At 71.0% G+C, this 23,682-nt stretch carries 22 protein-coding genes and 2 tRNA genes; 9 read left to right on the plus strand and 15 right to left on the minus strand.

From position 1 onward, the window contains the following. Positions 1-13: 13 nt before the first annotated feature. Together K8612_RS04600 and K8612_RS04605 are read right to left on the minus strand one after the other, a co-directional pair. Positions 14-1,333 (minus strand): nucleotide sugar dehydrogenase, encoded by a 1,320-nt coding sequence (locus tag K8612_RS04600; RefSeq protein ID WP_304504025.1) that lies wholly within the window; start codon positions 1,331-1,333, stop codon positions 14-16. A 72-nt stretch (positions 1,334-1,405) separates the two neighbouring features. Continuing rightward, entirely contained in the window at positions 1,406-3,481 is a 2,076-nt protein-coding gene (locus tag K8612_RS04605; protein WP_223761379.1) for an alginate lyase family protein, read from the minus strand. Positions 3,482-3,761: 280 nt separating this feature from the next. On the opposite strand from K8612_RS04605, the gene K8612_RS04610 reads away from it, so the two are divergent. After that, on the plus strand, positions 3,762-4,706 hold the full coding sequence (locus K8612_RS04610) for a histidine kinase dimerization/phospho-acceptor domain-containing protein (protein WP_223744070.1): 945 nt from the start codon (positions 3,762-3,764) through the stop codon (positions 4,704-4,706). A gap of 62 nt (positions 4,707-4,768) precedes the next feature. On the opposite strand, the gene K8612_RS04615 is transcribed toward K8612_RS04610, so the two are convergent. Continuing rightward, positions 4,769-5,041 (minus strand): hypothetical protein, encoded by a 273-nt coding sequence (locus K8612_RS04615; protein WP_223744071.1) that lies wholly within the window; start codon positions 5,039-5,041, stop codon positions 4,769-4,771. On the opposite strand from K8612_RS04615, the gene K8612_RS04620 reads away from it, so the two are divergent. Together K8612_RS04620 and K8612_RS04625 are read left to right on the plus strand one after the other, a co-directional pair. After that, entirely contained in the window at positions 5,031-5,426 is a 396-nt protein-coding gene (locus K8612_RS04620; RefSeq protein WP_223744072.1) for a hypothetical protein, read from the plus strand. The two genes, K8612_RS04615 and K8612_RS04620, sit on opposite strands and share 11 nt — an antisense overlap. A 14-nt stretch (positions 5,427-5,440) precedes the next feature. Next, entirely contained in the window at positions 5,441-5,629 is a 189-nt protein-coding gene (locus K8612_RS04625) for a hypothetical protein (protein ID WP_199724589.1), read from the plus strand. A gap of 90 nt (positions 5,630-5,719) precedes the next feature. Here K8612_RS04625 and K8612_RS04630 read toward each other — a convergent pair whose 3' ends face one another. From K8612_RS04630 to K8612_RS04655, 6 genes are read right to left on the minus strand one after another with little or no spacing between them, the layout of a single operon-like run. Beyond that, positions 5,720-8,257 carry a response regulator gene (locus K8612_RS04630; RefSeq protein ID WP_223744073.1) on the minus strand — a complete coding sequence of 846 codons (2,538 nt, stop codon included), beginning with the start codon at positions 8,255-8,257 and terminating at the stop codon, positions 5,720-5,722. A 15-nt stretch (positions 8,258-8,272) separates the two neighbouring features. Then, positions 8,273-8,854 (minus strand): chemotaxis protein CheW, encoded by a 582-nt coding sequence (locus K8612_RS04635; RefSeq protein ID WP_223744074.1) that lies wholly within the window; start codon positions 8,852-8,854, stop codon positions 8,273-8,275. A gap of 11 nt (positions 8,855-8,865) precedes the next feature. Continuing rightward, positions 8,866-9,279 (minus strand): two-component system response regulator, encoded by a 414-nt coding sequence (locus tag K8612_RS04640; RefSeq protein ID WP_014398150.1) that lies wholly within the window; start codon positions 9,277-9,279, stop codon positions 8,866-8,868. After that, positions 9,276-10,883 carry a methyl-accepting chemotaxis protein gene (locus K8612_RS04645; protein ID WP_373692079.1) on the minus strand — a complete coding sequence of 536 codons (1,608 nt, stop codon included), beginning with the start codon at positions 10,881-10,883 and terminating at the stop codon, positions 9,276-9,278. Before K8612_RS04645 ends, K8612_RS04640 begins: the two co-directional genes overlap by 4 nt. A 39-nt stretch (positions 10,884-10,922) precedes the next feature. Next, the gene (locus K8612_RS04650; RefSeq protein ID WP_223761380.1) at positions 10,923-12,386 is read right to left on the minus strand and encodes a CheR family methyltransferase; all 1,464 of its coding nucleotides are present in this window, start codon (positions 12,384-12,386) and stop codon (positions 10,923-10,925) included. After that, complete coding sequence (locus tag K8612_RS04655) at positions 12,383-12,946, minus strand: chemotaxis protein CheW (RefSeq protein ID WP_223744077.1); 564 nt, start codon at positions 12,944-12,946, stop codon at positions 12,383-12,385. Before K8612_RS04655 ends, K8612_RS04650 begins: the two co-directional genes overlap by 4 nt. A gap of 248 nt (positions 12,947-13,194) precedes the next feature. On the opposite strand from K8612_RS04655, the gene K8612_RS04660 reads away from it, so the two are divergent. Then, complete coding sequence (locus K8612_RS04660) at positions 13,195-15,258, plus strand: protein kinase (protein WP_223761381.1); 2,064 nt, start codon at positions 13,195-13,197, stop codon at positions 15,256-15,258. A 36-nt stretch (positions 15,259-15,294) separates the two neighbouring features. Here K8612_RS04660 and K8612_RS04665 read toward each other — a convergent pair whose 3' ends face one another. Genes K8612_RS04665 through K8612_RS04680 form a run of 4 tightly spaced genes read right to left on the minus strand, consistent with a single transcriptional unit; the run spans position 15,295 to position 18,469 of the window. Beyond that, the gene (locus K8612_RS04665) at positions 15,295-16,014 is read right to left on the minus strand and encodes an HAD-IB family hydrolase (RefSeq protein ID WP_223744079.1); all 720 of its coding nucleotides are present in this window, start codon (positions 16,012-16,014) and stop codon (positions 15,295-15,297) included. A 9-nt stretch (positions 16,015-16,023) separates the two neighbouring features. Continuing rightward, on the minus strand, positions 16,024-16,989 hold the full coding sequence (locus tag K8612_RS04670) for a myxosortase-dependent metalloprotease, MXAN_2677/MXAN_2678 family (RefSeq protein ID WP_223761382.1): 966 nt from the start codon (positions 16,987-16,989) through the stop codon (positions 16,024-16,026). Continuing rightward, entirely contained in the window at positions 16,986-17,888 is a 903-nt protein-coding gene (locus K8612_RS04675) for a myxosortase-dependent metalloprotease, MXAN_2677/MXAN_2678 family (RefSeq protein ID WP_223744121.1), read from the minus strand. The genes K8612_RS04670 and K8612_RS04675 overlap by 4 nt, the downstream gene beginning before the upstream one ends. Next, positions 17,888-18,469: a hypothetical protein gene (locus tag K8612_RS04680; RefSeq protein ID WP_223744081.1), complete on the minus strand. Its 582-nt coding sequence runs from the start codon at positions 18,467-18,469 to the stop codon at positions 17,888-17,890. The genes K8612_RS04675 and K8612_RS04680 overlap by 1 nt, the downstream gene beginning before the upstream one ends. A gap of 88 nt (positions 18,470-18,557) precedes the next feature. On the opposite strand from K8612_RS04680, the gene gltX reads away from it, so the two are divergent. From gltX to K8612_RS04700, 4 genes are all read left to right on the plus strand, one after another. After that, on the plus strand, positions 18,558-20,009 hold the full coding sequence (gene gltX / locus K8612_RS04685; protein WP_223744082.1) for a glutamate--tRNA ligase: 1,452 nt from the start codon (positions 18,558-18,560) through the stop codon (positions 20,007-20,009). A gap of 46 nt (positions 20,010-20,055) precedes the next feature. After that, positions 20,056-20,466, plus strand: a complete 411-nt coding sequence (locus K8612_RS04690) for a hypothetical protein (protein WP_014398160.1) — start codon at positions 20,056-20,058, stop codon at positions 20,464-20,466. Between the two features lie 68 nt (positions 20,467-20,534). Beyond that, positions 20,535-20,605: transfer RNA gene (locus tag K8612_RS04695), tRNA-Gln, on the plus strand. Positions 20,606-20,686: 81 nt separating this feature from the next. Further along, a tRNA-Glu gene (locus K8612_RS04700) sits at positions 20,687-20,758 on the plus strand. 134 nt (positions 20,759-20,892) lie between these two features. On the opposite strand, the gene K8612_RS04705 is transcribed toward K8612_RS04700, so the two are convergent. Beyond that, positions 20,893-21,861, minus strand: coding sequence for a response regulator (locus K8612_RS04705; protein ID WP_223744084.1), 969 nt, complete (start codon positions 21,859-21,861; stop codon positions 20,893-20,895). Positions 21,862-21,933: 72 nt separating this feature from the next. Between K8612_RS04705 and K8612_RS04710 the strand changes: the two genes are divergently transcribed. Continuing rightward, positions 21,934-22,506: a hypothetical protein gene (locus K8612_RS04710; RefSeq protein ID WP_223761383.1), complete on the plus strand. Its 573-nt coding sequence runs from the start codon at positions 21,934-21,936 to the stop codon at positions 22,504-22,506. Here the strand turns inward: K8612_RS04710 and K8612_RS04715 are convergent. Further along, the gene (locus tag K8612_RS04715; RefSeq protein WP_223744086.1) at positions 22,484-23,641 is read right to left on the minus strand and encodes a sensor histidine kinase; all 1,158 of its coding nucleotides are present in this window, start codon (positions 23,639-23,641) and stop codon (positions 22,484-22,486) included. The two genes, K8612_RS04710 and K8612_RS04715, sit on opposite strands and share 23 nt — an antisense overlap. Positions 23,642-23,682 lie beyond the last annotated feature (41 nt).

Below are 23,682 nucleotides of genomic sequence, written 5' to 3' on the forward strand. Positions count from 1 at the left end.
TCCGTCAGCGGCCTTAAGCCTTGACGATCTTCTCGCGGCCCTGGGTGACGTTCTTGGTCGCGTTGCGCGTGTCCACGACGATGTTCGAGCGCTGGACCAGCTCGTTGTAGTCGATGTGCGAGTGGTCCGTGAGGATCATCACCGCGTCGTACTGGTTGAGCGTCTCCGGGTCGAGCGGGACGGACTTCATCTCCATGTTGAAGCCGTGGCCCTTGTGCAGCTCCTTCACGAACGGGTCGTGGTAGGCGATCTCCGCGCCCTTCTCCTTGAGGAGCGTCATCACGCGCAGCGACGGGGACTCGCGGTGATCGTCGATGTCCTTCTTGTACGCCGCGCCGATGCAGAGGACCTTCGCGCCGTTGAGCACCTTCTTGTTCTGGTTGAGCGCCTCCATCGTGCGCTGCACCACGTAGTAGGGCATCTGCCAGTTCACCTCACCGGCCAGCTCGATGAACTTGGTGTGGAACTCGAACTCGCGCGCCTTCCACGTCAGGTAGAACGGATCGATGGGGATGCAGTGCCCGCCCAGGCCGGGGCCCGGGTAGAACGGCTGGAAGCCGAAGGGCTTGGTGCTGGCGGCCTGGATGACCTCCCACACGTCCACGTTCATGCGGTCGCAGAGCATCTTCATCTCGTTGACCATGGCGATGTTCACGCAGCGGTAGATGTTCTCCAGCAGCTTGGCCAGCTCCGCCACGCGCGTGGAGGACACCGGCACCACTTCCTTCAGCGCGCTGCCGTAGAGGGCGACCGCCACCTCCAGGCACGCGGGCGAGTAGCCGCCCACGACCTTCGGGATCGTCTTGGTGTTGAAGCCCTTGTTGCCCGGGTCCTCGCGCTCGGGGCTGAAGGCCAGGAAGAAGTCCACGCCCGCCTTGAGGCCGTTCTTCTCCAGCAGCGGCTTCAGCACTTCCTCGGTCGTGCCCGGGTAGGTGGTGGACTCCAGGATGAAGAGCTGGCCGGGGCGCACGTACGGCGCCAGGGCCTCGCCCGTCTGGATGATGAAGGTCATGTCCGGCTCACGCGACGCGGTCAGCGGCGTGGGCACGCAGATGACCACGCAGTCCAGCTCGCGGGCCTTGGCGAAGTCGTTGGTCGCCTTGAGCTTGCCGGCGTGGGTGAGCTCCGCCAGCGGCGCGCTGGGGATGTGCTTGATGTAGCTCTCACCCTTGGCGATCTTGTCGATCTTGCGCTGGTCGACGTCCAGCCCCGTGACCGGGAAGCCCGCTTCCGCGAAGGCCATGCCCAGCGGAAGACCGACGTACCCGAGACCCACCACGCCCACCTTCGCTTCCCGATTCTGAATCCGACCCAGCAACGGGTTGCCAACCATCACGCGCATTGTCGTTACTCCCCAGCAGTTGACGTGCGGCCTCGCCGGCTCACACGTCCCGACCCACACCAATCACCTGAAGACGAACACCCACCCCAACCAAGCCGGAGGCGTCATCTGCCTCCGGAACTCCACCGACACCGCCGGCACCACGCGCCCATACGCGGGCGAGTAGCGAGACGGCACGAGCAGGGTCTCCAACCCCTGCCCGAAGAGCACCCAACCCGCGGGTGCATCCGCCGGACCAATCTCCAGGGCCCGTGCGGCGAAGGCCTCCGGGCCCTCCTGCACGCGCCCCGCCCGCGCCACCACTTCCGCCGCGGGCTGGCACCACCGCGCCTGCGCATCCGGCAGGTGCAAACGTCCGACCACCTCATGACGGCCCGTTCCGACGAGCCGGTCCCCCACGGCCAGCGCGCGCACGTGCCGGTCGAGGAAGAAGGTCCTCTCAATCCCTACCGGGGCCGGCAGGTGGCGGTAGCCGTCATGGCGCACCACCAGCCGGTCATGCTTCGCGCCGGGCTGGAAGGCCACGACGCGAGCCCGGGCATCCTCCGGCAGCGCGAACAGCCGCGCCGGATCCAACGGGGCCTGCTCCGCCCCATCCACCTGAAGCGTGTTGTGCGCCGCGGTGCTCCGCATCGCGTTGCGCAGGGCCGGATCCCGCGTGTACGAACCCGTGCCCGAATCGACGATGACGGGGCGGCCGGCGAGGTGAAGCTCGAAGGAAAGCTTGTCGTTGTGGCTGTGTCCTCCGACGCCCCGCTGCCCCTGTTTTCCGGCCGAGACGGTGAGCACGACACCCTCACCGCGCAAGATGTGGAAGCCACCTTCCGAAAAGCTTACAGACGCGGGCGCGGCAGCCACGGGCAGCGCGTTGAAGCGCACGAGGCCCGCGTCGCCCAGGAGCCACGCCGCCTCGTCCGGGAACACGCCGCCGCCCAGCCCCGCGTCGTTGAAGAGCGCCGCGCCCAGCCCCGCGAGGTAGCCGTGGTCCCCGTCCTCGCGCTCCTGGAACGGGAACACGCGGCCGCTGTCGTTGTCACCAATCTGCGGCGCCAGGCCGTGCTCGGAGGACCACGCGCGGGCCGCGACGAACATCAATCGCAGACGCGCCTCGTACGCGGGCCCCAGCGACAGCCCCGCGCCGCGAGCGACGAGGAAGGCCAGCGTGAACAGCTCCACCGACAGGCGGTGGTAGGGAATGGAGCCCTCGAAGGACGTGCCCTCGGGGTGGACCTGCGCCTCCATCTGCGCGCGCAGGCCGTTGGCCGCGAGCGCCACCTGCCGGGGCGCGCCGGGCAGCTCCGGGAAGAGCAGCCCCACCACCGCGAGCCCCACGTAGTTGGAGACCAGGTGGTTGTTGGGCACCGCGCTGGTGTCCTCCAGGTGGACCTCCACCCAGGCGCAGTGCTCCGCGAGCGCGCCCAGCACGGGCACCAGGAACTCCGGACGGCGCACTTCCGGCGCGTCCGCGAACATCGCCAGCGCCTGCGCGAGGTTGGCCGCGCGCAGGGCGATCTCCATGGGGCACGTCCAGTGGACGCCCATGCCCACGGGGTTCGCCTGCAGGAAGTCCAGCGTCTGCGCGACGAAGGCCGTGGCGAAGCGCGAGCGCTCCGCTCCGGTGTCCGCCACCCACGCGCCCTGGGCCAGCGCCAGCGCGCTGTCCAGCCGCGCCATCACCCACGGGTACTTCGGATCCATGCCCGTCACGTGCAGCGGCATGCGCTCCACGGGGTCCACCGGATAGCGCCGGCCGCTCACCGGCTCCAGGGACCAGTCCACCGGCTTGCCCTCACCGAAGGCCACCTGCGTGCCGAAGACGTCCCACTCCTGACGGAGCGCCTTCCCGGCGCGCTCCAGCGTGCGCGCCTTCGCGCCCGGCAGCTTCTGGATGGCGGCGCGAGCGGACTCGCGCTGCGACAGCTCACACCAGGCCCGCGACGTGCGGTGATCCAGCGCCAGCGTCACCAGCTCCTCGGCGCGGGTGGCGCCGAAGGACTCCAGCAACTGCGCCTCGTCCACCTGCTCCCGGCGGCGGTACAGCGCCTGCCGAGCGACCTTCTGGACCCGGCGGACCGCGCTCTTCGCGAGCGCCCCCGGCGCCATCCGAGCCATCGTCGCGTAGTAATCGAGAGTACCCATCCGCCCCTTCCCGCCCAGCCTGACGTGGGCAGGTGTTAGCAAGCGGCTGGCCAAAACCTTTTCCCAGCAAGAGCAAGGGTTTGGCGTGAGGGGGATGCCCCTGCGTCGGTAAAAATGTCCGCCCGACCTGCTCACCGTGGGTAAAGGATTGCTGCCGGGTGCGGAACGGAATTGCTCCCTGATGGAGCCGTTGCGCCTCACGGCGGGCATGACCATTCCTTGGCGCGTGCGGGCTGGGGCTTGGATGGGGCGGCGCATCGAGGACGACCTCGATGCCAGGATGGAAACGACGCTGACGGCGGTGGCCGAGCAGGCGCTGCGCGGAGGAACGCGCGCGGGCCTGGAGGCTCTCCTGAAGGCGTCCCTGCGGCTGACCGGCGCGACCGGCGCGGCCCTCTATGAAGGACGCGTGTGCGTGATGAAGGTGGGCAACGTGCCCGCCCGTCGCGCGAACGACTCGAAGCGACCCTCCATCCTGGAGACCTGGCCCGCGCCGCTGACGACGTCTCAGCGGAGCGTGGTGGCGCGCTTCAGCGCGTTCGCTCCGGCGCTGCTCGCGGCGCACGCGCGTGAGGTGGCCCAGGGCGCGCGGCAGGCCCGGCTGCTGGAAGCGAAGCGGCGCCTGGAGCGCACCGTGGCGGCGCAGGACAAGCGGCGCTCTCGCGCGGCGCACGACCTGCGCACGCCGCTCATGGTGATGAAGGGCTACGTGGACATGTTGCTCAAGGGCACCGGGGGACCGCTGGGCCCGCAGGCACAGCGCTACCTGGAGCGCATCGCCAAGGTCGCCGCGGATCAGAAGGAGCTCATCGACCGGCGCCTGGCGCCCCCCGTTCCCGGCCTGGAGGACCTGCGCCCCGTGCTGACGCGAGCCTTCGCGCCCACGCGAAGCCGCGCCGCCCCCACGCTGAAGCTGCCCGCGGAGCAGACCGTTCCGGTGAGGGGCGCCCGGGCGGACTGGGAGCTGCTCGCCCGCACCCTGGCCCGGGGCACCGCTGGCGCCGTGGCCGTGGACGTCCACCTGGGCCCCGCCCAGGAAGCCTCTCATTGGCTGCTGCGCGTCCGGGCCTGCCCCGGCGCGGCCCTGACGGCGCGGACGCGGGCCATGCTCCAGCAGCTCGCGGAGCGCGTGGGAGGCACGCTGGCCGTGGCCGAGGAGCCCCGGCTGGAGCTCACCCTGGTACTGCCTGGAGATGACGCCTTTCCCGTACCCGCCCAACGCTGAGGGATGAGAAAGCGGGAGACGTCGGGCCAGGGCGCGAAAGGTGGGTGGAGGTCGCAACTCGCCTACTCGCAAGTGCGATAAAAGGGAAAGCGGTTTTCCTTCCTGCCCCCGAAAGCCTCCCCCATGAAGCTCAACCGAAGCTCGAGCGTGCGTTCCACGCAGTCCGACTCGGCGCTGTCCACGCCGCAGCCGCGTCGAAGCAACTCCATGGACTCGAAGCCCCAGACGACGACGTCGCCGGCTTCGACGCCGGCGAAGCCCACCCGGTCGAACTCGGCACCGCCGACGGCCAACCGCCCGCGCAACCCCGAGGGGGCGGCGAGGGTGAACAGCACGGAGGTGGGCGCGAAGAAGCCGACGACGAACAGCGAGATCCGCGCCTGGTACAAGCAGCAGGTCGCCGGCATCCCCGCGAACGACGCGAAGCTGGCGGCGCAGGGCGCGTCCCTGGAGGACCGCGCCAAGGCCGCGCACGCCATCCGCCATCAGGCCCGCGTGGACGCGCGCCAGTTCATGGGCACGTTCGAATCCGCGCTGCTCAAGGCGCGTGACTTCTTCAAGTACGGCCGGCTGGACGGCCCCTCGTTCGACCAGCTCGTCGGCGAAGCCAAGAAGAGCGGCTTGAGCGAGGCGCAGGCGTACGACAAGATCATCAACAGCTCGCAGCGCACCAACCAGGCCGTGGACAACATCTACGCCAAGCCACAGGCAAAGCTATGACTGCTGATCAACTGATGAAGCAGAAGCTGGAGTGGGTGAAGACGTCGGACCCGCTCCACCCGCTGCGCACCAAGGCGGAGGGCAAGGAGCTGCGCCTGCGCATCGGCGACTTCCCCGAGGAGTCCATGTACACGCTGCTCGTCGACGACCAGGAGGTCACCGAGTTCGACGACTGGCCCAAGGCGTGGGTCCGCCCGCGCTGAAGCGCGGTGACGCCGGAAAGAACAGACGCCCTGTCCCTCGCGCTCAGGCGAAGGACGGGGCGTCGTCGTTCCAGGCCAGCCTGCCCTGCTTCAGCCCGGCAGCAGTTGGCGCACGAGCTCCAGGAGCTTGCCGCGCTCCACCTCGCGCTTGACGAGGTAGCCGTCCGCGCCCGCCTCCAGGCCAGCCGCGCGGTCCTCGTTGCTGTCCAGCGACGTCACCAGGATGATGGGCGTGCGCCGGAACATGGGGTGGCCCTTGATGCGCCGGGCCAGTCCCACGCCGTCCAGCCGGGGCATCTGCCAGTCGCTGACCACCAGGTGGCAGTGCACGCGCTCCAGCACCTGCCACGCCTCCTCGCCGTCCGACGCCGTCACCACCGGGTAGCCGGCGATCTCCAGCAGCGACTTCATGGCGAAGCGCGTGGTGAGCGAGTCGTCGCAGACCAGGATGCGCGGCAGCTTGGATTCGCCCGAGGAGGTGCGCGTGTCCGGCTTGGCCGCGCGCAGGAGCTCCGGCGCGTTGAGCACCGGCACCACGCGGCCGTCGTCCAGCACCGCCGCGCCCGCCAGGTGCGTCACGTCCCGCAGGTGCTTGCCCAGCGAGCGGACCACCAGCTCCTGCTGCCCCACCACCTCGTCGATGGCGTACAGCACGCGCTCCTCGCCCAGGGACAGGAGCACCGCCGTCTGCCGCCGGCCGGACTCCAGCGCGAGCGGCATGCGCGGCAGCCCGATGGCCTCCGCGAGCGACAGGAACGTGAGCTGCTCGCCGTCCAGCCGCGCCACCACGCGTCCGGCCACCGTGCCCACGTCGTCCGCGTCCAGCCGCAGCACGCGCTTCACGGTGTCGGAGGGGATGGCGGTGACGGTGGTGCCGGTGCGCACCAGCAGGCCCAGCGCCGCGGCCAGCGTCAGCGGCAGGTCCACGATGAAGCGCGTGCCCTTGCCGGGCGTGTACTCCACGTCCACGCTGCCCTGCAGCCGCTGCGCGGTGGCCAGCACCACGTCCAGGCCCACGCCGCGGCCCGACGTGGACGTCACCTCGTCGCGCGTGGAGAAGCCCGGCTGGAAGATGAGCCGCGCGGCCTGCGCGTCCGACAGCTTGTCCGCCGCCTCCTGGTTCATCAGGCCCCGGCGCACCGCCGTCGCGCGCACGCGCACCGGGTCCAGGCCCGCGCCGTCATCCTCCACGATGACGCCGATGCGCGTGCCCCGCGCCTCCACCCGCACCACCAGCCGGCCCGTCTCCGGCTTGCCCACCGCCTTGCGCGCCGCGGGCATCTCCAGCCCGTGGTCGATGGCGTTGCGCACCAGGTGCACCAGCGGATCCTTCAGCGCGTCCACGATGCGCCGGTCGAGCCGCACGTCGGTGCCGCCCAGCTCCAGCGCCACCTCCTTGTCCAGCCGCGAGGCCGTCTCGCGCACCGTGCGCCGCAGCGGCTCCAGCACCTGCGAGGCCGGCACCATGCGCAGATCGCGCAGGTCGTCGCGGATGACCTGCGCCACCAGCGACTGCTGCTCACCGTCGCGGTGCGCCTCCTTCGCGTGCTCCAGGAGGCGCTTCTGCATCGTGCGCATCAGGCCCACGCCCGTGCGCAGCGGCTCCAGCGCGGACCCGCCGCCGGCCATGGCCAACTGCGACGCGGCGCGCTCCAGGTGCAGCAGGACCTCGTGCGCCTGATCCGTCAGCGACCGGAAGCCCTCCGTGCGCCGGCCCTGCTGCGCGCGCCCGGACACCAGGTGCTCCACCTGGAGCGCCAGCGAGTCCAGCGTCCTCACCGACACGCGCACCGCGCGGTCCACCGTCCCGGCGCGCCCCTCCGGGGCCGGGGTGTTCGCGCGCGCCACGGGCTTCGCCGCGGGGGCCGGGGCCGGCTTCGCGGGCTCGGGCTCCGGGATCGCGCCCGCGTCCTCCGCCACGCTCAGCGCCATGCGCAGGTCCACCAGCGCGCCCGCCACCTCCGACGCCGCCTGGCCCGCCGCGTCCCCGCCCTCCTCCATGCGCGTGAAGCCCAGCGCCGCGGCCTCCGCCAGCGAGGCCACCGCGTCCGCCTGGACGGCCTCCGCGCTCTGGCGCAGGGCGTGCGCCTGGTCCACCGCCGCGCGCACCGCGCCCGCCCGGTCCTCCACCTTGGGGGACACCAGCGTGCTCAGCGCGTTCTCCAGCGCCACCAGCGCCTTGAGTCCGTCCTCGCCCAGCGGGCCGTTGATGGCGGCGTCGTCTGAGCCGGGGGCGGCCGGCTCCTCGTGGCCCAGGGCCTTGAGCAGCGCGGCCACGCCCTCCACCACGGGCTGCTCGCCCGCGTCGCCCCGGTTGAGGGCGTTCTCGATGGCGGAGAGGCCTCGCAGCATCGCCTCCACGGCGCCCCGGGAGATGGGCTGATCCACGTCGACGTGGGACAGCCCGTCCTCGATGGCGTGGACGATGCGTTCGATGTCGTCCAGCCCCAGGCTCGCCGCGGAGCCCTTGAGGCTGTGCACCACGCGCTTGAGCGACGGCAGCAGGTCCGCGTCGCGGGCGCTGGCGGGCTGCTCCAGCCCCAGCACCTTCGACCCGATGGCCTGAATCTGCTCGCGCGTCTCCGCGGCGAACACCGGCCAGATGCTGCGCAGCAACTGCGGATCCATGAAACCCAGTCCCCTCTAGCCGCGCCGTGCGGCCGCCGGGTTGCCCAGCTGTGTGAGGTCCAGCACCGTGAGCCGGTCCGACGTCAGGAACAGGAACGGCCCCGGCGGCGGCTGGGACAGCTCCGCGCGCGGCAACTCCAGCCGTCCGTCCACGACCTCCGCCGCCAGCCCGAACGCCTCGTCCTCCACTTCCACCACCACGACCTTGCTCAGGTCGGACATGCCCCCGCCCTCCAACCCCAACAACTGCCGCAGGTCCAGCACCGGCACGATGCGCGAGCGCGACAGCAGCGCCCCCAGCACGTGGCGCGGCGCCCCGGGAAGCGAGCACATCCCGCGCGACTCCAGCACGTGGTCCACGTAGTCGATCTTCACCGCGTAACGCTCGCCGCCCACGTGGAAGGCGAGCACCGTGACGACCTCCTGGCGCGTCTCGTGGCGCGAGTTGGCCAGCGCCACCGCGCGCTGGTGCAACACCTCGCGCCGCTTGTGGGCGCTCACCACCGTGGCGCCCTCCAGCAGCATCTGGGCGGCGTCGAGCGAGGCCTTCAGCTCTTCGAAGTCGATGGGCTGGAGCTTGCGGTCTTCGTTGGACATGGGCGGGCGGCTCAGTACTTCGTGGCCGGCAGCTTGAGGATGTCCCGCACCTTGGAGCGCAGGTCGTCCACGGACACCGGCTTGTTGAGGAACGCGCTCGCGCCGACGAGCTTGCCCTTCTGGCGGCTCGCGTCGTCCTTCAGCGACGTGAGCAGCATGAAGGGCGTGTCGTGCAGCTTCGGGTCGCCCCGGATGGCCGCGCACAGCGCGAAGCCGTCCATCTCCGGCATCTGCACGTCGGAGATGATGAGGTCCGGCTTCTGCTCACGCGCCCGCTTCAGTCCCACCGCGCCGTTGGGCGCGTCCAGGAAGTCCAGCCCCCACCCCATCAGATAGACCTGCAGGAGGTTGGTGATGGTCTTCGTGTCCTCCACGATGAGCACCTTGGCCGCCTTGCGTGCCCCGCCCGTCACGTTGCTGTTCATAGCTGGTACCTGCCTACAAGTTCAGAGAAGCGCTTCGACAAGATGGAGAGGTTGCCGGCCACCTGCTCGATGCGCCGGGTGCCCTCCACCGAATCACTCATGGCGGACGTCAGCTCGCCCATCGCCGTGGCGATCTGCTCCACGCCAATGGTCTGCTGCCGCGTGTTGCCCGCGATCTGCCGCGCCGCCCCGGACGACTCGCGGATGACCTCCGACAGGCCCAGGATGGTGGAGCCCGCGCCGCGCGCAAGCTCCATCGCCGCCTGGGCGCGCCGGCTGCCCTCGTCCGTCGTGGTGACGGCCACGCGGGTGCCCTTCTGCACCTCGCCCAGGAGCACGCGCACCTGGTCGGCGGCCATCCGGGACTGCTCCGCCAGCGTGCGCATCTCCGTGGCCACCACGGCGAAGCCGCGCCCGTGCTCGCCCGCCTTCGCCGCCTCGATGGAGGCGTTGAGGGCCAGCAGGTTGGACTGCTCCGCCACGTCCTTCACCTGACCGATGATGTCGCTGATCTGCAGCGTGCGCTCGTTCAGGTCGGTGATGGCCAGGGCAATGGCCTTCACCTGTTCGCCCAGCTTCTCCATGCCCTCCACGCTCTCCGTGACGACCTTCTGGCCCTGGGCGCTGAGCGACTCCGACTTCTGCGTCTGGGCAATCACGGCGTCCGCGTAGGACGTGGCCTGCTTGGAGGTCTGGGCGATCTCCGCCACCGTGGTGCTGGTCTCGTTGATGGCGGACGCCTGCTGGTGCGCCATCGCGGACTGCTGCGTGGACGTGGCCAGCACGCCCGCGGCCTCGTGCTCCAGGTCCGTGGCCGCGCCGCGCAGGTCGTGCAGCAGGTGCACCAGCGCGTCCGCCATGGTGGCGAAGCTGCGCGCCAGCTCGCCAATCTCGTCCGTGCCGGTGGTGTCGATCTGCTGGCGCAGGTCCCCCGCGGCGATTCCCACCGCCGCGCGGGCCAGCCGCTCCAGCGGCACGATGAAGAGGCTGGCCATGCCGGCCGCGGCCAGCAGGCCCAGCACCAGCACCAGCAGGCCCAGGCCCGCGGTGCGCCAGGTGCTGGAGGACAGCGACTCCGCCAGCGCCTCGCGGTCCAGCGCCAGTTGCACGGTGCCCACGCGCTTGAGCGCGCCGCCCGGCGGGCCGAAGAGGATGGGCGCCGTCGTCTCCACCACGGGCAGCGTGCCGGCCGTCAAGAGGCGGTCCACCACCCCGTCGCCGTCCGCGGGCTCCACGGCGGCGGCGGTCGCGAAGTGCTCGTCCGCGGAGCGCGCCAGCACCTTGCCGCTCGCGTCGCGGATGACGATGTACGCGATGTCCGGCACGCTCTTGAGGGCCGCGTCGGTGCCCAGTTGGAGCATGGCCGCGTCGTTCGCCGCCGCGGACGCGGCCACGCTGAACGCCATGCCGATGCCCACCGCGCGCGAGCGCTTGGTGAGCTCATCCAGCAGACCGTCGCTCATCTGCATCCAGAACGCGAAGGTCAGGATGCCGACCAGCACGATGCCGAAGATGCCCGTGCCCCCGAGGATCTTCGTCCGCAGGCTGAGCCTGGTCGAATCCGCCCCTTGAGGCGACGCCATCTTCAAACCTTTCGCTTCCACGTTGTCCCCACCTCACGTGTACCGGCGCGCCCCGGGCCTTCAGCGCGCGCCCTGCCAGCCCATCTGCGAAGAACGGGGAGCCAGCGCCTGCCGCAGGCCCCCCGCCGTCATCGTCGTCTCCACGCCTCGCAGCGGGTGCTCGTCATCCAATCCATCCAACGCACGCAGCGCGTTCTGCCGCGCGCGCTCCGCGTCCTCGCGCCGGTCCAGGCGGCTGTAGAGCGCCACCAGCGTCGCATGTCCCAGCGCCAACTGCGGCTCCAGGTACAACGCCTTTCGCACCGCCTCCACCGCCGCGTCCAGGTCGTTGCGCGACTCGGCCACCATCGCCAGGAGCAGGTACGCCTCCGGGGACAGCGCCCGCGCCGCCTCGCGCGCCAGCGCCTCCGCCTCGTCGAACTGGCCCGCGTGCGCCGCCTCCAGCGCCCGCGTCAGCAGGCCCGCGTCCTGGGCCGCGCGAGCCGCCGGCGTGGAGGCCGGGGCCTGGGACCGCGGAGCCTCCGCCACCGGCGCCGGGCTGGACGGCCGCGCCGAGAAGGCCTGCAGGGTCGCGGGCGTGGCGCGGGGCGAGAGCCGCAGGCTGCCCGGCACCGGCGTCTCCCGGCGGAGCGCGGCGGCGAGGGCCGCCTGGGCGTCGCGACGCGGAGCGGCCACGGTGGCGGACTCGCCCGCCGTCCACGGCTGCTCCAGCGGCAGGCGCAGCACGGGGGTGCCGTCCACGTCCAGCGTCTCCAGCCCCATCTCGTTGGTGAGCGGCACCTCCGCGGGCGACACGAAGAGCAGCCCGCCCGGCGCGAGCGCGCTGACCAGCCGGCTCAGCACCGCGCGCACCAACTGCGGCGTGAAGTAGATGAGGACGTTGCGGCAGAAGATGGCGTGGAAGCCCAGGGACGGCACCGCGTCCGTGGCCAGGTTGTGGCGGCGGAAGTCCACCGTGCGCGCGACCTCCGGGGTGACGGTGTGCTGCGCGTCATTGCCCGCCGCGCCCGGGTGCGCAACCAGGAAGCGCTTCTCCAGGTCCGGCTCGATGCGCCGCAGCGACCACGGGCTGTACACGCCGGCCTTCGCGCGCTGCAGGGCCCGGCCGGACACGTCCGTCGCCAGCACGCGGAAGCGCCCGCCGTTGCCCAGCCCCGCGGCCATCAGCGCCATGGCGATGCTGTAGGGCTCCTCGCCGCTCGCGCAGCCCGCGCTCCAGACGTGGAATGGGCCCCCCTGGTGCAGCCGGGCCCGCGAGGCCAGCGCGCGCAGGTGCTCCGGGTGGCGGAAGAAGTAGGTCTCGCCGATGACGGCGTGCTCGATGAACGCCTCCACCGCCGTCGGCTCGCGGATGAGCAACTGGCGCAGGAAGGCCGCCTCGGACATGTGGCGCGTCAGCGCCGCGCGGGACAGCGCGGGCTCCAACGAGCGACGCAGGCTGCTCGCGAGCGTCAGGCCGCAGGCGCCCTGGAGCACCTCCTCGACCTTCGCGAGCGTGGCGTCGTCGAGAAGCCCTTCGCTCACAGGCCCTCCGTACCGTTCAGGAGCGCGCTCGTGCGCAAGAGCGGGCGCAGCCCCTCCGGCGTGCGGCACAGCCCGGCCATCAGCCCGGTGCCGTCCCAGGGCAGCTTCTCCTCGCCGTTGGGAGAGCCGTCCACCAGCACCGGCGTCTCCACCAGGTCCTTCACCCGGTCCACCAGCAGCGCCACCATCCGGCCCGCGTCCACCACCACCAGCAGCGAGTCCAGATCCGGCGTGCGCCGGACGCCCAGCAGGCGCGCCACGTCCACCACCACCGCCGGACTGCCGCGGTAGACGAAGGAACCGGACACGTGCGCCGGCGCGCCAGGCAGCGGATCCAACGCCACCAGGCGCACCACCTCCTGCACCTGCTTCGCGGGCACGAGCGCGGTCGTGTCGCCTGCTTCCACGGTCAGGTAGAGGCCTGGCAGGCGGACCTCGCCCTGCAGGGAGACGAGCTCCTGGCGCAACTGGTTCTGCTCCGCCTCCAGCGCGCTCAGGCGCTGTTGCACGGAGATCCGGCGCGCTTGAGGAGCAACGGGGACTCTGGGGGTTTCGGCCATCTGGAGAACTCGGCCCACCGCATGGCGGGCAGGAACAAAAACCGTAATCCGGGAGCCCTGCCCAACGCAATGCGGGCTTACCCGAAGGTCGCGACTCACATCCCCCCCTGCGACCGGGGTCGCGCTTGCCCCGACGTGGTGGATTCCGGACCCCCTTGGCGTGCGCCGCACCGGCGAGTTGTGCTTGGATGCAGGTGCGCTGCTTTTGCCGGAGAAACCATGTTGCACGCAGCTTCTAGGGGACACGAATGATCAAGAGCGATTCCCCGAGCCCAGAGGCGCCGGGAACGGATCCGCTCATCGGCCGGACGTTGAACGGCCGCTTCAGCATTCTGGAGCCCCTGGGCGTGGGTGGCATGGGCAAGGTGTACCGCGCCCTGCAAGCCCCCCTGGAGCGGGTCGTCGCGCTCAAGGTGCTCAACCCCAACTTCCCGAGCAGCCGCGACCCCGGCTTCCAGAAGCGCTTCCTGCGCGAGGCGTCGCTGACGTCGAAGCTGCGGCACCCGAACACCGTCACCGTCATCGACTACGGGCAGACGGACGACGGCATCTACTACATCGCGATGGAGTACCTGGAGGGTCGTACGCTCCAGCAGGTGCTGGGCCAGGCGGGCCCCCTGCCCTGGGCGCGCGCGGTGTCGGTGGCGCAGCAGGTGTGCCGCTCGCTGCGCGAGGCGCACGCGCTGGGCATCGTCCACCGCGACCTGAAGCCCGCGAACATCATGATCCTCAACGAGGCGGATCAGGACCTGGTGAAGGTCCTGGACTTCGGCCTCGTGAAGTCCGTGGCGCCGCAGCAGGAGGGGCCCGTCAGCCCCGAAATCACCCAGAACGGCACGTTCCTGGGCTCGCCCCAGTACATGGCGCCGGAGCAGGCGCGCAACATCGCGGACGCCCGCAGCGACGTGTACTCGCTGGGCATCATGCTGTTCCAGATGCTGATGGGCCGGCCGCCCTTCATCGCGCGCGACCACATCGAGCTCATCTTCGCCCACTACAAGGAACCGCCCCCCACGTTCCAGTCCGTGCGCCCGGACCTCGCGGTGCCGCCGGAGATTGAAATGGTGGTGCGCCGCTGCCTGGAGAAGGATCCGGCGCGGCGCTTCCAGACGATGGACGAGCTGCTGGAGGGCCTGCGCGAGGCGCACATGGCCGCGGGCGGCAACAGCGGCGTGTTCCGCCGGCTGGGCGGCGCCTCGACGACGGGCCCCTACCCCTCGCCGCCGACGACGGGCCCCTACGCGTCCCCGCTGTTCGCCAACGTGGGCAACGCGGAGCCCGCGGACGGCGGGCTCGCGGTGGACATCAGCGTGGAGGTGCCGGCGGACGTGCAGCGCGCCCGCCAGCGCACGCTGATGATGGGCGCGCTGGGTGGCGTGATGGTGGCGGGCCTGGTGGGCATCACGCTGTTCCTCCTGCGCGGCAGCGGCCCCGAGGAGAGGCCCGCGCAGCCGGCGGCCCCGGCCACGGCCCCCACCGCGCAGGCCCCGGTGGCGGAGGCCCCCACGGCGGCGCCCGCGCCGGGCAAGGTGCGCTTCCGGCTGATGAGCCAGCCGTCCGGCGCGCGCGTCTACTACAAGGGCAAGGAGAAGGGCGTGACGCCCTTCGTGATGGAGCTGCCCCTGGGCAGCGAGGGCAGCATCACCGCGGAGCTGACCTTCGCGCTGGAGGGCTACCAGACGGAGACCATCATCACCGGCGGCTCCGGTGAGGTGGTGCTGTCCCAGAAGCTGACCAAGCGCCGGGGCGGCGGCGAGCGCCCGAGCCGCGTGGACCTGGCCAGCGCCTCCACCCCTGAGGACTTCGAGAACGTGGCCCCAGCGACGCCGGGTGGGCTCGCGGCGCCGGTGATGATGCAGGCCACGGCCCCGGCCACCCCGGCGGCGGTCCCCGCCACGACGTCGGACAAGGCGCTGGGCGCGCTGGGCGCCTCCGCCGCGGCGCCGGTCAGCGCGGCGGGCAGCCTGGCGGTGCCGTCGCTGACGACCGGTGCGCTCGCCCCCGTCAACCCGAACGCCGTCATCCCCTTCAACGACGCCATGGAGCGGCCGGTGCTGCTGGAGGAGGGCCGGGACATCGCCTACACGCGCGAGGCGCTCGCCATCAAGGCGGAGGGGCTCGTGGCGGTGCGCTGCACCATCACCACCAAGGGGCTCGTGGAGAACTGCCGCATCCTGAAGATGGTGCAGCACATGGACAAGGCGGTGCTCGACTCGCTCCAGTCCCGCGTCTACAAGCCCATCCAGTACCAGGGCCGCCCGGCGAACGTGGACTACACGTTCACCATGCGGCTCGTGTCCCCGCGCCGCTGAAGAAGGCGACGCGCCTCCACCGCGCCCGCCTCCTCATCAGGGGCCGGTGGAGGGCACCAGCGGCGGCGACGGAGGGACGGACGGGGTGGCGCCTCCCGGAGGCACGCCCCAGTCCACCACCGGCCAGCCCCGCCGCCGGGCCTCGCGGCGCAGCCGGTGGTCCGGGTTCACCACCACCGGGCGCCCCACCACCTCCAGCACCGGCAGGTCTGAGTACGAGTCCGTGTAGAAGGCGCACGCGGACAGCGGCACCCCCGCGTCCTTCGCGGCGGCCTCCGCGTAGAAGCGCTTGCCCTCGCCGAAGCACACGGCTCCCAGCGGGCGCCCGGTGTGCAGCCCCGCCGCGTCCACCTCGAAGCGGTTGCACAGCACGCCGTCCAGGCACAGCTCGCGCGCCACCAGGTCGGACAGGTAGCCCGAGGACGACGTCAGGAGCACCAGCCGGTCCCCGGCCTCGCGGTGGGCCTCCAGCGCCAGCAGGGCCCCGGGCCGGTACTGCCCGCGCACGGCCTCCGCGTAGAAGTCCGCGGAGCGCGCCTCCAGGGCCTTCGCGTCGGAGCCCGTGAGCAGCGCCGTGGCGCGCAGGAGCACGTCCTGCATGGCCACGAAGCCCAGGTGGTAACGGGTGAGCAGCAGGCTGGCGCGCAGGGCCTCCCAGCGGGAGATGTGGCCCAGCGCCAGCTCGCGGCGCACCCAGAGCGACGCGGAGTTCGCGGCGAGCAGCGTCCTGTCCAGGTCGAAGAAGGCGACGGCCACGTCCAGAGTCTAACCGCGCGCTCCGCCCGGGGCAGCGCCAGGGGGGCCGGCCCGGGGGGCCGCTGACCGCCTGCCCCTGCGCAGCAGCGCCACGCCCCAGAGCAGCACGGCGGCCACGCCCGGCCCACCCGCGGAGGCGCCGCAGCCGGTGCCCTTCCCGTCCGCCACCAGCTTCAAGCCCGGGTCCTCCGGGATGCGGCACTGCGTGGGCGGCAGGCCGCGCGGATAGGCCGAGCAGAAGCCGGCCGCGGAGCCCGCGTCGATGACGCGCTTGGAGGTCTCTCCCTGGGAGGCCGTGGCCTCCATGGTGGAGCCCGCGGAGAAGACGTGGTCCAGCCCGATGACGTGGCCAATCTCGTGCGTCATGGTGTTCTGCACGTCGTAGGCGACGCAGTCGGTGGACGGCGTGCCCGAGCACGGCGGGCCATTCACGGTGGTGAACAGGAAGCTGGGCCCGTAGTCCGTCTCCGCCGCGTTGAGCTCGATGTCCGAGTCCACCACGGCGCCGTCCTTGAAGCTGAACGACGACGTGGTGAGCCCGATGGTGGCGCCCCCGTGCGCCCAGCACCGGTAGACGTTGCCGCACGTCTCCTCCCCCCAGCACGCGTCGTCCGGCGGGGCCACGTCCTGGCAGTTGCGCTCGCGGAAGGTGACGACGTTGTAGTTGTCGAAGGGGTGCTCCTGGTCGTAGCCGATTTCGACGGAGCGCGACCAGTCCTCGCCCCGGATGAAGCGGAAGTCGCTGCACGTCGCGGACAGCGCCCGCCACGCGTCGAAGGCCGCCTCCATGGCGGCGAACTCCGTGTCCCCGGGCGTGCGCGTGCTGCCGGCCGCGTCCAGGTGGTAGACGTAGTCACGCCCCGGCCACACCAGGCACAGCGGGCGGCCCGGCACGAGCGTGCGCTTGAAGTCCTGCTGCGCGCCCGCCGCTCCCGCGCACAGCAGCACTCCCAGGAGCAGCAGGCGACAGCTCACCGTCCACCCCGCCGGCGGCGGGCCAGCAGCGAGGCCGCGGCCAGCAGCGGCAGCACCGCCAGTCCGCCGGCCGCCGCGGTGCAGCCGTCGTCGCCGCCGTCCCCGTCGCCGTTCCCATTGCCGTTGCCATTGCCGTTCACCGGCAGGCAGGGCTGGCTCGCGCTGCCCTTGGGGTACGCGGCGCACACGAAGCTGCGCGAACCGGAGTCGATGTTGCGCTTGGACGTCTCACCCGGCGGGGCGCTGGGGTTCATCGTGGAGCCCGTCGCCAGCGTGTGGTCCAGGCCCACGAAGTGGCCCACCTCATGGGTGGCCGTGTTCTGCACGTCCGTGTCCACGCAGTCCGGCGTGGCGACGATGCCGCACGGGCCGCCGTTGCCGGTGGTGAAGTTGAAGCGCGCGGCGTTGAAGGAGATGTCCGAGTCGTAGACGACGCCCGTGTTCTCGTCGTACGTGGTGAGCGTGATGGCGATGGTGCCGTCGCTGTCATCCCAGCAGTCGTACGTGTTCGCGCACGTGTCCTGGGTGAAGCACGCGTCGTTGGCGTCCACGACCTCGCGACAGGCGCGGCCCCGGAAGAGGATGAGGTTGATGTTGCCGCCGGAGCGGCTGTAGCCCACCGTCCGGGAGTTCACGCGCGCGCCCTCCGCCAGCGTCAGGTTGCCGCAGGAGGCGAAGATGTCCTGCCAGCTCTGGAACGAGCGGGTGATGGCGTCGAACTCCGTGTGGTTCGTCACCTTCGGGTTGCCCACGGTGCTCTGCTGCCAGGTGACCTTGGACTGCGTCCAGTACAGGCACTGCGTGGCCTCGTCCCCGGGGGTCACCCGGCTGCGCACGTACGGCGCGGAGCTCTGTCCCATCACCGCCGCCAGCACCACCCATGACGCGAGCGCGCCCATCACTTCGCCCCCTTCTTCGCGGGCGCCGCCTGCTGCGCCTGGACCGCCGCGCGCACGGAGGCCTTCAGCTCCTCCAGCGTCACCGGCTTCGCGTTCGACACCGTCTCCTGGCGCGTCTTCGGATCAATCAGCACCGCGTCCCCGGTGGACGCCGGCACCGCCATCGCGCCCGGGCCGGCGCGCTGGACCTGGTACTTGCCCTGCGCCATGCCGGACAACTGGAACGCGGCCGCGCCGCGCTTCTCCAGGAAGACGACGACCTCCTCGCCCTCGGAGAAGGACGCGAGCCCGCTCACCACCTGGCCGATGTCGCCCATCCGGCCTCCCGGCTGGGTGACGACCACCGTGCCGCCGGGCTGCCCCTTGAGGGCCTCCGTCACCTGGATCTCCACGTCGGTGACGATGCGGCGGTTGTCTCCGCTCCACCGGCTCTGCACGCGCCGGACGACCCCCTGCACCACCGCGTCCGACGTCTGCGCCATCTGCGGCAGGTCCGTCCGCAGCATCGTGGTGGCCCCCACCGGCAGCCCTCCGAGCAGGGTGGCCAGCACCACCGTGCGAACCGCGTGTCGAATCGACATGGATAGTCTCCTTGGCCGCGCAGCCTAACCCCAAGCGGGCGGCTTGCGTTGACCCTCGTGCACCCGTCCTGCTATCGCGCGCCTGCTCATGGCTCCGTCAAAACCCCGCGTCCGCTTCGCTCCGTCACCTACTGGATACCTCCACATCGGAGGCGCCCGTACCGCGCTCTTCAACTACCTCTACGCGAAGCGCTACGGCGGGACCTTCATCCTGCGCATGGAAGATACGGACCAGGAGCGCTCCACGCCCGAGTCCGTCCAGGCCATCCTGGACGGCCTCGACTGGCTGGGCCTGGACTGGGATGAGGGCCCCGGCAAGGAGGACCCGAAGTACGGTCCCTACTTCCAGACCCAGCGGTTGGACACGTACCGGCGGCACGCCGAGCTGCTCATCTCCCAGGGCAAGGCGTTCCGGTGCTACTGCACCCGCGAGGAGATTACCCAGCGCCGCGAGGCCGTGGAGAAGGCGAAGGGCCCGGGGTCGTACAAGTACGAGGGCACCTGCCACGACCTGAAGGCCCCGCCCCCCGGCAAGAAGCTGGAGGACGCCGTCATCCGCTTCCGCATGCCCTCCGGCGAGGGCACCGTGTCGTTCAACGACAAGGTGCTGGGCACCATCACCAAGCCGTACTCGGACCTGGATGACTGGGTGATGATGCGGGCGGACGGCATCCCGCTCTACAACTACGGCTGCGTCATCGACGACCACCTGATGGACATCACCCTGGTGTCGCGCGGCCAGGAGCACATCAACTCCACCTTCCCGCAGTTGATGCTCTACCAGGCGCTGGGGTGGACGCCGCCGGACTTCGCGCACCTGCCGCTCATCCTGGGGCCGGACCGGGAGAAGCTCTCCAAGCGCAAGCACCCGGAAGCGGACGTGATGCTGCACAAGCGCACGGGCATCATGCCGGAGGCCCTGCTCAACTTCGTCATCCGCCTGGGCTGGAGCCACGGCAACGACGAGGTCATCAGCCGCGAGCAGATGGTGGAGTGGTTCGACTTCGACGGCGTGGGCAGCACCTCCGGCGTGTGGAACCCGGAGAAGCTCCAGTGGCTCAACCAGCAGTGGTTCAAGCTCCTGCCCCCGGCCGTGGTCGCGGAGCGGCTCGTCCCCTTCCTGGAGGCCCGCGGCTTCCAGGCGAAGGGGGACGCGCGCCTGGAGCCGCTGGTGCTCGCGCTGCGCGAGCGCTCGCGCACCCTGGAGGAGATGGCGAACACCGCGTCCATCTACTTCAAGAGCGGCGTCACCCTGGATGAGAAGGCCGCCGCCAAGCACCTGGGCGGGGACTCGCTCAACCTCCTGCGCCAGGCCCGGGAGAAGCTGGCCGCCCTGCCCGCCTGGACGGTGGAGCCGCTGGACGGAGTGGTGAAGACGGTGAGCGAGGCCGCCCAGGTGGGCATGGGCAAGGTGGCCCAGCCCATCCGCGTGGCCATCACCGGCAACACCACCAGCCCCGGCATCGGGGAGACGCTGCTGCTCGTGGGGCGCGAGGAAGCCCTCAAGCGCATCGACGCGGCGCTCGCTCGCGGGACGTGAGATTGCCGGTGGACGCGGGCATCGCCGGGCCCTATCTTGGCCGGCGATGACGCGACCGCTTGACAGCCTGAGACCGCATTTCTATAAGGCGCGCCCGCTCGGGGCGGTGCTGTTGGCCCTCTGGGCAACGGCTTCCGGCGCCGAGCTGGTGAACGGCGCGCAGATTCCGGATGGTGCCCAGAAGGTGGGCGAGAACAGGTACCGGGCTTCGCGAGACTTCGAAGCGACGCTCGACTACTACAAGAACGTCTACCCGACCTCGAGCTACCCGAGGCGGTCGATCGTCAACCAGCCGGGCGTCAAGGCCGTGCACATCTCCAACCCCTCCGGGAAGAACTTCGAGGGGCTGAATATTTACGAAGCGAACGAAGAGGTTCGCATCTACGTCGTCCCGCTGCAGGGGGCGGCGAAGCCGGCGAAGAAGAACGAAGGCAAGCCGGTCAGGAAAACGAAGTAGTTGAAGTCAGCAGCAGAAGTCGGTAGTAGAAGCGCCCGCAACAACGCAGCCCGCAGCACGCAGCGCCTTGGGGAATCGTCTAACGGCAGGACAGCAGACTCTGACTCTGCTTATCTAGGTTCGAATCCTAGTTCCCCAGCTGAAAATCTCCGGTTGACGAAGCAAAACGGAGAATGTAGGAAGCAGCAGCAGAAACGAAGCGGTTGTAGGGAAGCAAGCCGGCCCTGTCGTCTAGTGGTTAGGACGGAGCCCTCTCACGGCTCAAACTCGGGTTCGAATCCCGGCAGGGTCACAAATGAGACGCCCACCTTCGGAAACGAAGGTGGGCGTTTCGCTTTGCGGGCCATGGGCCATGTTGCCCTGCCCTCGCGTCCAGGTGGCTGGACGCGGGCCTCGGCGGCCCGGTGGCCCGGGCGCTCCTCCGCTTCAGTTCGGGGCCGCGATGCTCTGACGGAAGGCGTCCAGCGCGGCGGTGAGCCGCTGCTGGGCGCGCTGGATGCCCCGGCGCATCAGCAGCATCCGCACCTTCTCCGGCAGGACGCGCGCGGCGTTGGACTGGCCGTAGCCCACCAGGTCCATGCGCAGGGTGATGGCATCCAGGAGGTCGCTCAGGTCGGCGTCCGCGCTGGCCAGGAGCACCACGTCCGGGGAGCGGCCCTGGAGGCGCTCCGCCAGCGTGTGCCACTGGGGGTCGCCGGTCTCCACCACCACCACGTCCGCGCTCTCCAACTGGGGCGAGTACGGCGGCAGCTCCACCACTTCAAAGGACGCGTCCCGCAGCACCTTCACGGCCTCGGCGCTGCCCACCACCGCGACGTTGCCGCCGTGGCCCAGGCGCACCGCCTGCTCGTAGTTGCGCAGCTCCGTCTCCAGCGCCTCGTGCGCGGGCTCCGGCGCGTCCCGGCCCGCGTCCAGCAACGCCGCCGCCTGCCGGGCCATCTCCCGGGCGCCGTCCCGCGTGCGCACGCGCTCCGAGCGGCGCTCCAGCGCGGCGCGCACCTTGGCCCGCAGCACGCGCAGGTCATCGAAGGGCTTCACGATGTAGTCGCTGGCACCGGCGGCGAACGCGGCGATGACGGACTCGGAGCTGGCGTAGGCGGTGATCATCACCGCCTCCAGCGCGGGCTGCATCCGCCGCGCCTCGGCGATGAGCTCCACCCCGCCCATGCCGGGCAGGTTCTTGTCCGTCACCAGCACGTCGAAGCGCTGGTCCTTCAAGAGGACGAGCGCCTCCTCCGCGCTGCCCACGGGGGAGACGATGAGGTCCGCTTCGCGCGCCAACAGGCGCACGCAGATGTCGAGCACCACCGGCTCGTCATCCACCAGCAGCACCTTCGAGGCGAGCGTCCCCCGCCCTTCCCCTTCACCTTCACCGGTCTCGAACGGGAGATCCATGAATTGGGAGGATCGCACAGCTCTCGTCCAACTTCGAGGGTGGGAAACAGGCGCGCCCACTATGCTCTCCCGGTGAGCTTCGAAGACGCGCTGCGGGAGAACCGGGTGCCCCCGCGGCTGGGCGACGTGCGGCTTTTCTACGACGGGGGGCGGCTGGTGGGGGAGTCCCTGCCGCCGCCCTGGACGCTGCGGCTGTTGCCCACGCTCCTCGTGGCCGGGGCCGCCGTATGCACGGGGGTGGGCTTGCTGCTGCTCGTGCTGGACACCGCCCCGACGCCGGGCCCCGCGACGCTGCTGCTCCTGCTGGCGGGGGGACTGGTGGGCGGCGCGCTGGTGACGGAGGCGCGGCTGCGGCGGCGGCGCTTCGTGCTGCACTTCAAGACGGAGTCGCTGCGGCTGGAGACGCTCGCGTGGGCGCCGGGCGCGGCCCGCACGGAGGTCTTCCCCTTCGACGATGTGCGCGCGGTGCACATCGTCCAGCCTCCGAAGGGCGGATACGCACTCGTGGTGGAGTACGGCCCGGAGGCCGCGCCCCGGCGCGCACTCCTGGTGCGGGACGTGCGGGCGCAGGAGAGCGACACCCTCTACCGGGTGTGGCGGCTGCTGCACAACGCCTTCGGGCTCAAGGGAGCGGGGCTCGCTTGAAGGTGAGCTCGATTTCGGTGCCCTCGCCCGGCGTGGACGCCAGGCGGAGCTGACCGCCGAACTGCGTCACCAGCTCCCGGCAGATGGACAGGCCCAGCCCCGTGCCGATGCCCACGGGCTTCGTGGTGAACAGCGGCTGGAACACCTTCTCCTGGAGCGCCATGGGGATGCCGCAGCCGTTGTCCGACACGGTCAGCACCACGTCCTCTTCCCGCGCCGCCCACCGCACGTCGATGCGGCCCGGACGGTCCGTGCCCTCCATGGCCTGCGCCGCGTTGACGATGAGGTTGAGCAGCACCTGGCACAGCTTCACCGGCCCGAAGACGATGCGGATGGGCTCGCCGTTGCTGGTGAGCCGCGCCCGGTCGCGCACCTCCGCTCGCGCCAGCTTCACCGCGAAGGAGACGACCTCCGCCACCTCCGCGGTGGCCTCCATGTCCTCGCCACGCGCCTGCGCGCGCAGGCCCAGCGCCACGCCGCGCAGGTGGGTGGCACCCTCGGACAGGTCCTTGATGAGGGACGGCAGGTCCTCGATGGTGGAGGACACCTCCGCGTCCGGATCCGTGGCCAGGTGCTTCGACACGTACTGCACCACCCGCTCCATGTCCCGCTGGAGCGAGGACACGTTCTGCGTGAGGTAGCCCACCGGGCCCATCAGCTCGTGCGCGATGCCCGCCGTCACCTGCCCCAGCGTGGCCAGACGCTCGGACTTCATCATCCGGCCCTCCACCTCGCGGATGCGCAGCTCCAGCCGGGCAATCTTGAGCGAGTCCTCCAGCGCCGCGAGCAGCTCCGCGCGGTCCCACGGCTTGACGAAGTAGCGCGTCACCTGTCCGCGGTTCACCGCGTCGATGACGGCCTGCATGTCCGCGTACGCCGTCACCAGCATGCGCTTGGCGTCCGGCGCGATGGTGCGGGCCCGCTCCAGCAGCTCCACGCCCGTCATCCCCGGCATGCGCTGGTCGGACAGCACCACGCCAATCTCCGAGCGCCGCTGCTCCAGGAGCGCCAGGGCCTCGTTGGGGGACGAGCACCGGAAGATGCGAAACCGCTGCCCGAAGTTGGCGTCGAACACCCTCAGGTTGAGGGCGTCGTCGTCCACGTACAGCACGGCGGGCAGGTCCGAGGCGTTCATGGAGCTCCTCCAGACCGTGGCTTCCTCATCCGGAAGACAGG

The organism is Corallococcus sp. AS-1-6 (assembly GCF_020037015.1).
Classification (GTDB): Bacteria; Myxococcota; Myxococcia; order Myxococcales; family Myxococcaceae; genus Corallococcus.